Genomic DNA, 12045 nt, shown 5'->3' with positions numbered 1-12045 from the left:
TCGCGTGGCCGGGCGTCAGCGATAGAGCAGGAATTCCTCGCGCGTCCCGCACCACGCGGCTTCGTCCGGCCGCGCCAGCGCGTCGAGGTCGCTCGGCGTCGCGACGGGGTCATCGACCCATTCGCGCAGCAGCTCGCTGCCGTTGATCAGGTCGATCGCGAGGCGGTCGTGCTCGTATTCGTACGCGAAGTCGCGCCACAGCGGGTAATCCGGCCGCAGCAGATGCAGCGCCTTGAAGGCGAGCGTCTGCAGGCGCCACGGGCGGAACGCGGCGTGATCGTAGTGCGCGGTGTCCTCGACGTGGATCTGCAGGCCGTTGCACAGCCGGCCGGCGTGCTTGTGGAACGTCGGCTCGAACCAGCATTCGCGCAGCACGCAGCCGGCGAGCCAGTCGGGCGCGAGCGCGCGCATCGCGGCGAGCAGCGCGCGGGCGTCGATGTCCGGTGCGCCGAAGAGTTCGAGCGGGTGCGTCGTGCCGCGGCCTTCCGACAGCGTCGTGCCTTCGAGCATCACCGTTCCGGCGTACGCGCGCGCCATCGACAGGTTCGGCGCGTTCGGGCTCGGGTTGACCCAGCTGCGCTCGCCCGCCGGCCAGCCGTAGCCGGGCGCCGCGTCCGGTTCCCAGCCTTGCATGGAGATGATCTGGCAATCGACGTCGAGTCGCAGCGTCGCGATGAACCAGCGCGCGAGCTCGCCCATCGTCAGGCCGTGGCGCATCGGCAGCGGGCCGGCGCCGACGAAGCTTTCCCAGCCCGGTCGCAGCAGCAGGCCTTCGACCGGGCGGCCGGCGGGATTCGGGCGATCGAGCACCCACACCGTCTTGCCGTGCTCGGCCGCGGCTTCGAGCACATAGCGCAGCGTCGTGATGAACGTGTAGATGCGGCAGCCGAGGTCCTGCAGGTCGACGAGCAGCACGTCGAAACTGTCCATCATCGCGTCGGTTGGCCGGCGCACTTCGCCATACAGGCTGAACACCGGGATGTGATGCAGCGGGTCGACGAAATCGGGCGACTCGACCATATTGTCCTGTTTGTCGCCGCGTAGCCCGTGCTGCGGCCCGAACGCGGCGGTCAGCCGCAGGTCGGGCAGCGTGGCGAGCGCGTCGAGCGAATGGACGAGGCTGCGGGTCACGGAAGCGGGATGCGCGAGCAGCGCGACGCGGCGTCCGGTGAGCGGGCGGCGCAGCGCCGGAGTGTCGAGCAGGCGGTCGAGGCCGAACTGGATCGAGGAGGTCATGGAGTCCTTTGCCGTAGCCACGGAATGCCTGCGGCGGGTCCGATCGTGAGCGCGAAGCCGTCGCGGAGGTGAAAGTCGGGGGCCGGGCCGGGGTGGCGCAGCGCCCAGTACGAGCGCTTGCCGTCGATGTCTTCGATGACCGCCGTCAGCCCGAGTTGCAGACCGTCGAGGTTGCCCGCGGACAACGCGGCAGCGTGAACGCGCACGTCGACATCGAGCCGTCGCCCGGCCGCGTGCACGACGACGCGCGGCGCGACCGCGAGCGTGGGCATGGCTTCGTCGTCGCCCTCCCGGTAGGCGCGAAACGCATACGCCGCCCATTCGCCGGACGGCGAAAAGTTGAATTCGCGGTATGCCCGGGTGCCGGGCGCAGCGACGAAACACTCGAAGCATGTATGCGCCCACAGTCCGTCAACGCGGGCGGCGGGACGTGGCGACGGAATGCGCAGCCGCCCCAGGTCGCCGTGCAGCCGGTAGCGTAGGCCCAGCGTGCCGTCGGGCGCGAGGTCGACGTGGACTTCGAGCGCCTCGACGGCCGCGCACGGCGTCCGCGGATGGGGGAGCAGCGCAATCGATTCGCCGACAGCGGTCATCGCGGGTGTCAGTCGAGCGCCAGCGCGACCGAGAGATAGACCTGACGCCTGACCGGATTGACTTCCCGCGCCCCCTGCAGCATCTGCTCGCTGCCGTTCGCGATCTCCTGGTGGCGCGGCCCGAGATTGAGCGCGCTCAGCGCGAATCGCAGCGGTTTTCCGTCCAGTCGAGTCTCGTAGCTCAGGTTCGCGTCGACTGTCGTATAGGACCGCGCGAGGTAGCGAAAGCGCGGCACATAACCTTCGCTGCCGGCGAGCGGGCCCATGCGCAGCACGCTGATCATGCTTTTCCAGCCCGCGCCGTAATCCTGCAGCCAGCTTAGGCTGGCAGTGTAGGGGGCCGTACGGGCTTCGAGGCCGCGGTTTCCCGCGTCGCGGTCGATGAGGCTGTGCGCGAGACGCAGTTCGGTTCCGCTGCGCGGGCGCGCGACGAGCTGGTATTCGACGCCGCGCAGCGTGACCGGTCGGTCGAGGTTCTCGTAGCGGGTCGAGCCGAGAAAGCCGGCGAGGACCGGCGCCGGCAGCAGATCGGGCTGCGGCACGCGCACGACGAAGTCGTGGATGCGCTCGTTGAAGAGGCGCACGTCGAGCATCGTGTTCCACGCTGCAAAGCGGCCGAAATAACCGAATTCGACAGTATCGATGCGCGCCTGCCGCAGGTCCCGATGCGGCAGGAACGGGCGGGCGAGGAGTTCACCGCTGTCCGGGTCGATGGCGCGGATGTCGCCCTGGCGTTCGAAAAGATTGTGCTGGCGCCAGGCGCGCGAATAGCCGCCGCGCAGCGTGTCGGTGTCGGTCACCTGCCAGTTGGCGAACGCGCGCGGGCTGAAATGCGGCGGGGCGGTGGAATACTTCTCCTGGGCGCCGCCGAGGTTCAGCGTCAGTCGCGCCAGCGGGCGCCATTCGGCGTTGCCGAACACGCGGTACAGGCGCTGCGGAGCGGGGTTGCCGGTGAAGAACAGGAACGGCGCGTCGACTTCGTCGCGCCGCGCGCCGACGCCCCACACCACCTGCGTGGACGGTGACGGCCTGCTGCGATGCTGCAGTTCGAGGTGGTTGCGCACGCTGTGACGGTTGCGGTCGAGCGGTACGATCGGGTAGGCCGGCGCGCCCGCGATCCATTCGTCCCGCAGCCGTTCATCGGTGCGGTAATAATTCAGCAGCCATTCCTCACCGTCGTCGGCGCCATGGCGCCCTTTCAGGTGCAGCGTCGTGGTCAGGCTGCGCGCGTCACGCGGTCCGTTGTTGCCGAACACCGAATCCGTGTAGCCCTCGCCGCGCCGCCCGGCACTTGCGCCGGCGCGCAGCATCAGGCTGTCCTGCGACGACAGTTGCCAGTCGCCGCGTAACGTCGCGATATCCATGTGACGCGTGTCGTGCAGCCCGTCAAAGCCGTCGTCGTGCTGGGAAGCGGCGTTGACGCGCAGCGAAACCGGCGAGTCCCCGTGGTTCGTCCAGCCCGCTTCGACGTCGAGCACGCCGCCGCTGCCCACCCGCACAGCTCCGCGAGTGCCTGCCCCTTCGGCGCTGTGACGCGTGATGATGTTGATGACGCCGAGAAACGCGTTCGCGCCGAAGCTCGCCGCGTTGGTGCCGCGCACGATCTCGATACGGTCGATCTCGTCGAGGGTCAGCGGCAGCGCGCTCCAGTCGACGCCGCCGAACGCGCTCGGCGTGATCACCGAGCGTCCGTCGATCAGCACCTGCATTTCGGTCGGGAAATCGTTCGACAGGCCGTGGTACGTGACCCATTGCGCATGGCCGCGCTCCTGTCCGACCTGCATCCCCGGCACGAGCCGGAACACTCTTGCCAGGTCGCGGTAACCGGTGGCGGCGAGCAGTTCGCGGTCGATCACCGTGACGGCGCCGGGCGCCTCGTGCAGCGGCTGGGGCAACCGCGAGGCGCTGAGCACGCGCGGCAGTTCTTCAAGATACGGCACTTCACCGGCACCCGCGCACGTTGCGATTGCGCAACTGGCGAACGGCACCCACAGGCATCGGGCGGTATGGGAAATCGTCATCGTGATCGGTGCGGAGGGCTGCGCAGCCGGCGGCAGCACGGGGCGAAGGATACCGCTTCTACCACGTCGAGGGTATGGGCGGCCGCTTCCCCTTCCGGATTCCCACAGGCACGAGAGGCCGGCGCGACCAGGACAGGTTGAATGTAAATGTAAATGTTGATTTCCGACTCCCCGCCCCTGCGCGTTGCCGGGGCGCACGCCCAGCGGCGGCATCCCAAGATCCGGGCGCCAATCCTGGAATTCCTTGTAACAGAATGGGCTGGAAAACGGGAACGGCGTGTTTCCGCGCTCCGTCCCAAAATCGAGCGGCGCGAATTATTGGGGCGACCTTCGCCGCCTGGAAACCTGTTGATGCAGTCAGGAGGTCATCATGAACATCCGGACCGGTGTTTCGGCAATAGTGCTGGCGATCGCTGCCAGCGGTTGTGCGACGTGGGACAACATGTCGTCGCGCGAAAGGAGTGCCGTGATCGGGGCGGGCGTCGGCGGCACGGCTGGCGCTGTCGCGAGTGACGGCGGAGTGCTGGGGACCGTCGGTGGCGCGGCGATCGGCGGCGTGATCGGCGATCAGATCGGCAAGCGGCGCCATCCTTGAAGTTTTTGCGGCTCTCGCGAAAGCGGGTGGTTGGACGAACCGCGGGTGTCCGGCAACGGAACCCGCGGTTCGGCATATTCGGCAGCGACGTGTTGTATAGTCGGGCGCCATCGCTTCCGCATGACGTGCCATGATCGAACTCCTGACCGACCCGCAGCTGATATTCGCTTTCCTCACCCTCACCGTTCTCGAGCTGGTGCTCGGGATAGACAACATCATCTTCATCTCGATCCTCGTCGACAAGCTGCCGCCCGAGCGGCGCGCCTTTGCCCGGCGGCTCGGCCTGTTCCTCGCGATGTTCATGCGCCTCGCGCTGCTGTCGCTCCTCGCCTGGCTCGCGGGCCTGAACAAGGCGCTGTTCGAGGTGTTCGGGCACGGTTTCTCGGCGCGTGACCTGATCCTGTTGCTCGGCGGCCTGTTCCTCGTGTGGAAGAGCACCGGCGAGATCCACCAGCTGATGGAAGGCGAGGAGGGCGAAGCGTCGAGCGCGGTCAAGGCGACGTTCACCGCGGTGATCACGCAGATCATCGTCATCGACCTGGTGTTCTCGCTCGACTCGATCATCACCGCGATCGGCATGGTGGACAACCTTGCCGTGATGATCGCGGCGGTCGTCGCATCGGTCGGGTTGATGATGGTCGCGTCCGGCCCAATCGGCGAGTTCGTCTCGGCGCACCCGACAGTGAAGATGCTGGCGCTGTCGTTCCTGATGGTCGTCGGTGTCGTGCTGATCGCCGAAGGCTTCGGCCACCACGTGCCGAAAGGCTACATCTATTCGGCGATGGCGTTCTCGGTCGTCGTCGAGATGCTCAACATCCGCATGCGCAAGCGTGCGGCGAGGCCGGTCGACCTGCACGAGCCGTACGTTGCCGAGAAGGTCGCCGCCAAACGCGCCTGAAGAGACGGGTCACGCGCCGGGGAAGCTCTCCCCGGTGCAGTTCGGACGCCGCTACCGGCTTTTGTCTGCGCCGCGGCCTTCGCGCTCCTCGCGGGCGACGGCCGACAGATCGCGCAGATACCACGCCGCGTACGCGAATCCCGCGACCGAGACCAGCGCCGTGAACAGCAGCGTGCGGTCGAACGGCAGCCCGGCGGCGAGATTGGCGACGACAACGTAGCCGAGATAGCATGCGGCGACGAGGCCGGCGAGGATGCGGGTGAGGGCGAAGATCTTGCGCTGGCGCAGCGTCGGAGTGGCTCGGGACATGACGATATCGTCGAATTGCGGGAGGGCTGCATCATCGCAGATTTCGGCCCGACCGCGCCAATCTGCTGCGATCCGGTAATTACTTGATAGAATTGGGCTTGTCCCGCCCGGCCGCTCGGCTCGGCGGCTTTGTTTTTTGCGAACCGACCATGGCCGACACGTCCTCCGCCGCCCCTTCAGTGACCCCTTCAGCAACCCCGTTTCCGCCCGAGCTGCTGCGCGACGTCGAGCGCCGCCGCACTTTCGGCATCATCTCCCACCCCGACGCCGGCAAGACCACGCTGACCGAGAAGCTCCTGCTGTTCGGCGGCGCGATCCAGCTCGCCGGCACCGTCAAGGCGAGGAAGAGCGCGCGCCACGCGACGTCCGACTGGATGGAAGTGGAAAAGCAGCGCGGCATCTCGGTGAGCAGCTCGGTGATGCAGTTCGACTACGCCGGGCATACGATCAACCTGCTCGACACGCCCGGCCACCAGGACTTCTCCGAGGACACTTACCGCGTGCTGACCGCGGTCGACGCCGCGGTGATGGTCATCGACGCGGCGAAAGGCGTCGAGACGCAGACGATCAAGCTGCTCGAAGTGTGCCGGCTGCGCAACACGCCGATCATCACTTTCATCAACAAGATGGACCGCGAAGTGCGCGAATCCTTCGATCTGCTGCAGGAGATCGAGGAGGTGCTGAAGATCGACTGCGCGCCGATCACGTGGCCGATCGGCATGGGCAAGACGTTCCGCGGCGTCTATCACCTGCTTGAAGACCGCGTGCTGCGCTTCGCCCCTGGCGAGGAAAAGCGCAGCGAGGCCGAAGTCATCAAGGGCATCGCGAACGCCCAGCTCGACGCGCTGTTCCCGCTCGAAGTCGGCAAGCTGCGCGACGAAGTCGACCTCATCCAGGGCGCGTCGAACCCGTTCTCCCTCGGCGACTTCCTCGCCGGCAAGCAGACGCCGGTGTTCTTCGGCTCCGGCATCAACAACTTCGGCGTGCAGGAGATCCTGCAGGCGCTGCTCGACTGGGCGCCGCCGCCGCAGCCGCGAGTGGCCGGGCTCACCGCGGCTGGCGCCAATGCGGCGGACACGCGCCTGGTGATGCCGGCCGAAGCGCCCTTCACCGGTTTCGTATTCAAGATCCAGGCCAACATGGACCCGAAACACCGCGACCGCATCGCGTTCTTCCGCATCTGCTCGGGCCGCTACAGCTCGGGCATGAAAGTGAAGCACGTACGCATGGGGCGCGAGATGAAGCTCGCGAACGCGCTGACTTTCATGGCCAACGAGCGCGTGCTGATGGAAGACGGCGTCGCCGGCGACATCATCGGCATCCACAACCACGGCCAGCTGCACATCGGCGACACACTGACCGAAGGCGAAAACCTCGGCTACAAGGGCATCCCGTATTTCTCGCCCGAACTCTTCAGCGCCGCGCGCCTGCGCGACCCGCTCAAATCCAAGCAGCTGCAGAAAGGCCTGCAGGAGCTCGGCGAGGAAGGCGCGATCCAGGTGTTCGAGCAGGAAGGCGGCAACATGCTGCTCGGCGCAGTCGGCCAGCTGCAGTTCGAAGTCGTCGCGCAGCGCCTCAAGGACGAGTACAAGGTCGACGCGGTGTTCGAGTCCGCCGACATCCACACTGCGCGCTGGCTGACTTTCCCGGACGAAGTCACGCGGCGCAACTTCGAGCGCGAACAGGGCATGCGCGTCGGCAAGGATGTCGACGGCAACCCGGTGTATCTGGCGACGAGCCGCTACAACCTCGAAGTGACGATGGAAAAATGGCCGAAAGTCGGCTTCCACGCGACGCGGGAACACGGCGAGAAGCTGAGCTGAAATCCGCGGCTCGCCGAAACCACGGGCCGCACCCCGACTGCGGTCAGCGCCCCGCGGCAAGGCACGCAGCGATGCCCGTCGCGATCTCGCCGGCCATCAGCGCCTGGCGCCGCGGCTCGCGCAGCAGCAGCTCCTCGTCGCGGTGCTTGATGACGCCGGCTTCGAACAGCACCGCCGGCTGCCGCGCGCGATACAGCACGACCAGGTTGTCGTAGAAATGCACCGCATGTTGCCGGTCCGCGTATTCCCGCTGGCGGCCGTTCTTCTGCGTCGACACGAAACCCGCCCGCTGCAGCCGCGCCCCGATCGTCACCGCGCACAGCACGCTGCGCCCGAGATCCGGATTGCGCCGCGACACGAACAGCGAATGGCCGGCCCAGCGGTCGCTGTAGCGCTGCGTCTCGCCCTGCCATTCCCAGTATTCGAGTTCGGACTCGCTGACTGAATCGTGGTGGATCGACAGGAAAAACTCCGCGTCCGGCACCTGCGCCGGGCGCGCGGCGAGGGATTCGATCGCGCCCTCGGCGTTGACGAGTTCCGCTCTCACGTCCAGTCGTTCGAGCGCCGCACTCACCTGCAGCGCAAGGTCGCGGTTGAACTCGAACTCCGTCCGCCCCCGCGCACTGGTAGCCCCGGACGCTGCGAGCGTGTGGCCGATGTCGACGGCGATGCGAGGACGTTCCGTCGAGTCCGCATGCGCGTCCACAGCCATCCCTGCGGCGACAACGCCGACGATCACGACCAAGCGGCACGGCAGCCAATGGTTGGTCCGGTAGGCAAGGCTCTTTTTCATGGACCGGATTATCTCCCCCGCCCGAACGAAGCAGGAATTGGCATCGGCTTGCAGACGGCGTATCAGCGAGCGGTCAACATTTCAATCCAGGCCTTTCGTCGCTGAAGGGCGATATGCACAAGCCAGTGCGCTCACCTACGGCCAGGGCTCATCCTCGTGGAGACGGGGAGAACTGGGGAGCAGTCGCACAATTTCGCTATGGCTCGGTCCTATCCCCGCGGACGCGGGGGAATCTTCGACGAGCTCGCCAGCAGCGTCGTCGAGAACGGCCTATCCCCGCGGACGCGGGGGAATCGTCGGACAGGTTGGCGCCGCGGCGGCGGGTGGCGGCCTATCCCCGCGGACGCGGGGGAATCCACAACCGGCTTGAATCCCAGCGAGCACAGCAGGGCCTATCCCCGCGGACGCAGGGGAATCGGAAGGAAGGCGAGCTCGATCTGTACCGGGCCGGGCCTATCCCCGCGGACGCGGGGGAATCGAGTCGGCGGAGCTGCAGCAGACCATCTCCCGGGGCCTATCCCCGCGGACGCGGGGGAATCACAGGCCAAGGGCGACGAGGTCTTCCTTGGCGGGGCCTATCCCCGCGGACGCGGGGGAATCACAGCCACCTCGTTCAAGGCATTCCGAATTCGGGGCCTATCCCCGCGGACGCGGGGGAATCGCAGGATTCGGCGACTTCGATATCGACGCACCGGGCCTATCCCCGCGGACGCGGGGGAATCATGGCTTTGACGAGGCAGCGCATCATGTTCTTGGGCCTATCCCCGCGGACGCGGGGGAATCGCAGGATTCGGCGACTTCGATACCGACGCACCGGGCCTATCCCCGCGGACGCGGGGGAATCATGGCTTTGACGAGGCAGCGCATCATGTTCTTGGGCCTATCCCCGCGGACGCGGGGGAATCCCGCGCGCAGCGATCAGGAACGCGGACACGAGGGGCCTATCCCCGCGGACGCGGGGGAATCCCGAACAGGAACACGGCAATCGGCTTGCTGGTGGGCCTATCCCCGCGGACGCGGGGGAATCTGAACAGGTCGATGAGGTCGCCGCCGACATCCGGGCCTATCCCCGCGGACGCGGGGGAATCCCTGAAACCGGTCGCCCGCTGCCCCCTGAATAGGGCCTATCCCCGCGGACGCGGGGGAATCTACCTTTGACTGCGGCAGAAATCCTGGCGCATGGGCCTATCCCCGCGGACGCGGGGGAATCCGGCCATCACCAACAATAGAGTCAAACGTGCAGGGCCTATCCCCGCGGACGCGGGGGAATCTCATTTGGGATGAGGTTGCGCAGCAGTTTAACGGGCCTATCCCCGCGGACGCGGGGGAATCACGACGCGGACCTGCCCTTGCGGGAGCGTCATGGGCCTATCCCCGCGGACGCGGGGGAATCCAGCGCCCGCAGCCCGGCCGTGTCGCCGGTCAGGGCCTATCCCCGCGGACGCGGGGGAATCATCAGCACCGACGCGAGCAGATTCACGCGAATGGGCCTATCCCCGCGGACGCGGGGGAATCTGTATCACGCCCCGCTGCCCTCCGAAGCCGAACGGCCTATCCCCGCGGACGCGGGGGAATCACGGGCTTCGGATCGCCGCCGCTCGACGACGGGGGCCTATCCCCGCGGACGCGGGGAATCGCTGACCGGGACCGGGACCGCGCGGGTCAAGGAGGCCTATCCCCGCGGACGCGGGGGAATCAACCTGTCCGGCAGATATCCAGCTGGTCACCAGGGCCTATCCCCGCGGACGCGGGGGAATCGACACGAGGCCGACGAAGCCGGACACGATGATGGGCCTATCCCCGCGGACGCGGGGGAATCTCGGCGTCGGTGAATTCCTGCCAGTCTGGAATGGGCCTATCCCCGCGGACGCGGGGGAATCACGATAACAAAATCTGCTTGCATGGTACGTAAGGGCCTATCCCCGCGGACGCGGGGGAATCCCGACCGCATCGTCCGCCACACTGACCGTAAAAGGCCTATCCCCGCGGACGCGGGGGAATCGAGAAGTATCCGGATGCCTCGGCTTGCCAAGAGGGCCTATCCCCGCGGACGCGGGGGAATCACGTAATTTGCACCCAGGCGCAGCGGGTTATAGGGCCTATCCCCGCGGACGCGGGGGAATCGGATTCAAGGGCGTCAGTTTTTGTCGTGGGAAGGGCCTATCCCCGCGGACGCGGGGGAATCTCGGACGTCCCGATGCCCGATCATCCGCGCCAGGGCCTATCCCCGCGGACGCGGGGGAATCGTCATCCCCGGCGATGCCTTGCCGGTCCATCAGGGCCTATCCCCGCGGACGCGGGGGAATCATGGCGCGGAGAAATACACCGACGACGGATGGGGGCCTATCCCCGCGGACGCGGGGGAATCCATCAGCGTCGCAAGCATCATCGTCAAGGACCGGGCCTATCCCCGCGGACGCGGGGGAATCCACAGGTCTTGCGGTTTCCTCTTCCGCGTCGCGGGCCTATCCCCGCGGACGCGGGGGAATCGCGCATCGCAGCGAGCGCGGCGCGTTCCATCAGGGCCTATCCCCGCGGACGCGGGGGAATCAGCACGCGCACCACTCCCGGCACCACGGCGACGGGCCTATCCCCGCGGACGCGGGGGAATCCAGCAGGAGGACGCACACGATGCTTACGTCGAGGGCCTATCCCCGCGGACGCGGGGGAATCCTCCATTTTCTCAAGCTGCGCGAGCCGCGACAGGGCCTATCCCCGCGGACGCGGGGGAATCGCACGGCTCGCCCCCGGCAAAAGTCATCATGCGGGCCTATCCCCGCGGACGCGGGGGAATCACACCGCAGACAGTCGCTATCCGGCCATGCAGGGGCCTATCCCCGCGGACGCGGGGGAATCCCATGCCTGCTTCACCCGCGAGATAGACGATGGGGCCTATCCCCGCGGACGCGGGGGAATCGTCTGCAGCTTGTCGGCGAGCGCGGTGGCGTTGGGCCTATCCCCGCGGACGCGGGGGAATCTGCCTGCGGCCGATGCGCTGGTCGCGGCATTCGGGCCTATCCCCGCGGACGCGGGGGAATCGCGGTCGTCGCGCTGTTCAACACGGTCGGGACGGGCCTATCCCCGCGGACGCGGGGGAATCATCTGGATACACCACGAGTCGAGCGCCGCGAGGGGCCTATCCCCGCGGACGCGGGGGAATCATCGACACCGTATTCCCCTCTATTCTCGAAATGGGCCTATCCCCGCGGACGCGGGGGAATCCGTATGGGATCGGGGCGGACAAAGGGGCTGCGGGGCCTATCCCCGCGGACGCGGGGGAATCGTGGTCTGTGGGTTGCCGGAGCGTTACCGCTGGGGCCTATCCCCGCGGACGCGGGGGAATCATCGTGACCACGACGATGATCGAGCGTAACCGGGGCCTATCCCCGCGGACGCGGGGGAATCGGCGTAGCACACGCCGTAGTCCTCGATCATGCGGGCCTATCCCCGCGGACGCGGGGGAATCGAGACGAGCGCGCCGGGAACCGCACTGCCGTCGGGCCTATCCCCGCGGACGCGGGGGAATCATCGTCACAGACTCCGGACGACGCTTAGCCCCGGGCCTATCCCCGCGGACGCGGGGGAATCTGGGTCGCTAGGGTTTCGGTGTTCTGCAACCAGGGCCTATCCCCGCGGACGCGGGGGAATCTGCGCGGTGGCGCGTGGCTTGTTCGGTGATGGGGGCCTATCCCCGCGGACGCGGGGGAATCCGTCGACGACTTCGGCTTGCAGGGCTTTTGCCGGGCCTATCCCCGCGGACGCGGGGGAATCCGCTAG

8 protein-coding genes and 1 CRISPR repeat array (1 of these 9 cut by a window edge) are annotated in these 12045 nt (G+C 67.4%); of the genes, 3 read left to right on the top strand and 5 right to left on the bottom strand.

Translation table 11 applies throughout. The features are described 5' to 3' along the window. Positions 1 to 15 precede the first annotated feature (15 nt). From GO608_RS02470 to GO608_RS02460, 3 genes are read right to left on the bottom strand one after another with little or no spacing between them, the layout of a single operon-like run. The gene (locus tag GO608_RS02470) at positions 16 to 1236 is read right to left on the bottom strand and encodes an exo-beta-N-acetylmuramidase NamZ family protein (protein WP_169198236.1); all 1221 of its coding nucleotides are present in this window, start codon (positions 1234 to 1236) and stop codon (positions 16 to 18) included. Further along, positions 1233 to 1829, bottom strand: coding sequence for a DOMON-like domain-containing protein (locus tag GO608_RS02465; protein ID WP_169198237.1), 597 nt, complete (start codon positions 1827 to 1829; stop codon positions 1233 to 1235). The genes GO608_RS02470 and GO608_RS02465 overlap by 4 nt, the downstream gene beginning before the upstream one ends. 8 nt (positions 1830 to 1837) lie before the next feature. Beyond that, positions 1838 to 3850 (bottom strand): TonB-dependent receptor plug domain-containing protein, encoded by a 2013-nt coding sequence (locus tag GO608_RS02460; RefSeq protein ID WP_169198238.1) that lies wholly within the window; start codon positions 3848 to 3850, stop codon positions 1838 to 1840. A 370-nt stretch (positions 3851 to 4220) separates the two neighbouring features. Here GO608_RS02460 and GO608_RS02455 point away from each other — a divergent pair, with 370 nt between their 5' ends. Both GO608_RS02455 and GO608_RS02450 read left to right on the top strand, forming a co-directional pair. Continuing rightward, the gene (locus tag GO608_RS02455) at positions 4221 to 4445 is read left to right on the top strand and encodes a glycine zipper 2TM domain-containing protein (protein ID WP_169198239.1); all 225 of its coding nucleotides are present in this window, start codon (positions 4221 to 4223) and stop codon (positions 4443 to 4445) included. Between the two features lie 130 nt (positions 4446 to 4575). Continuing rightward, positions 4576 to 5343, top strand: a complete 768-nt coding sequence (locus tag GO608_RS02450) for a TerC family protein (protein ID WP_169198240.1) — start codon at positions 4576 to 4578, stop codon at positions 5341 to 5343. A 51-nt stretch (positions 5344 to 5394) separates the two neighbouring features. Here GO608_RS02450 and GO608_RS02445 read toward each other — a convergent pair whose 3' ends face one another. Then, on the bottom strand, positions 5395 to 5652 hold the full coding sequence (locus tag GO608_RS02445) for a hypothetical protein (protein ID WP_169198241.1): 258 nt from the start codon (positions 5650 to 5652) through the stop codon (positions 5395 to 5397). A 149-nt stretch (positions 5653 to 5801) separates the two neighbouring features. Here GO608_RS02445 and GO608_RS02440 point away from each other — a divergent pair, with 149 nt between their 5' ends. Continuing rightward, positions 5802 to 7475, top strand: coding sequence for a peptide chain release factor 3 (locus tag GO608_RS02440; RefSeq protein WP_169198242.1), 1674 nt, complete (start codon positions 5802 to 5804; stop codon positions 7473 to 7475). A gap of 43 nt (positions 7476 to 7518) precedes the next feature. On the opposite strand, the gene GO608_RS02435 is transcribed toward GO608_RS02440, so the two are convergent. Continuing rightward, positions 7519 to 8268, bottom strand: coding sequence for an N-acetylmuramoyl-L-alanine amidase family protein (locus GO608_RS02435; protein WP_169198243.1), 750 nt, complete (start codon positions 8266 to 8268; stop codon positions 7519 to 7521). A 205-nt stretch (positions 8269 to 8473) separates the two neighbouring features. Then, positions 8474 to 12045: a CRISPR direct-repeat array (repeat unit 29 nt; unit sequence GGGCCTATCCCCGCGGACGCGGGGGAATC) (it continues 1458 nt past the right edge of the window).

Source organism: Aromatoleum buckelii (genome assembly GCF_012910785.2).
Lineage (GTDB): Bacteria > Pseudomonadota > Gammaproteobacteria > Burkholderiales > Rhodocyclaceae > Aromatoleum > Aromatoleum buckelii.
The sequence above is the reverse complement of the archived record's forward strand: the minus strand, read 5'-3'. Positions and strand labels throughout refer to the sequence as shown.

Coding starts and splice junctions, on each gene's coding strand:
- GO608_RS02460 (WP_169198238.1), bottom strand. CDS start 3,850: ATGACGATTTCCCATACCGCCCGATGCCTGTGGGTGCCGTTCGCCAGT.
- GO608_RS02445 (WP_169198241.1), bottom strand. CDS start 5,652: ATGTCCCGAGCCACTCCGACGCTGCGCCAGCGCAAGATCTTCGCCCTC.
- GO608_RS02470 (WP_169198236.1), bottom strand. CDS start 1,236: ATGACCTCCTCGATCCAGTTCGGCCTCGACCGCCTGCTCGACACTCCG.
- GO608_RS02465 (WP_169198237.1), bottom strand. CDS start 1,829: ATGACCGCTGTCGGCGAATCGATTGCGCTGCTCCCCCATCCGCGGACG.
- GO608_RS02455 (WP_169198239.1), top strand. CDS start 4,221: ATGAACATCCGGACCGGTGTTTCGGCAATAGTGCTGGCGATCGCTGCC.
- GO608_RS02435 (WP_169198243.1), bottom strand. CDS start 8,268: ATGAAAAAGAGCCTTGCCTACCGGACCAACCATTGGCTGCCGTGCCGC.
- GO608_RS02440 (WP_169198242.1), top strand. CDS start 5,802: ATGGCCGACACGTCCTCCGCCGCCCCTTCAGTGACCCCTTCAGCAACC.
- GO608_RS02450 (WP_169198240.1), top strand. CDS start 4,576: ATGATCGAACTCCTGACCGACCCGCAGCTGATATTCGCTTTCCTCACC.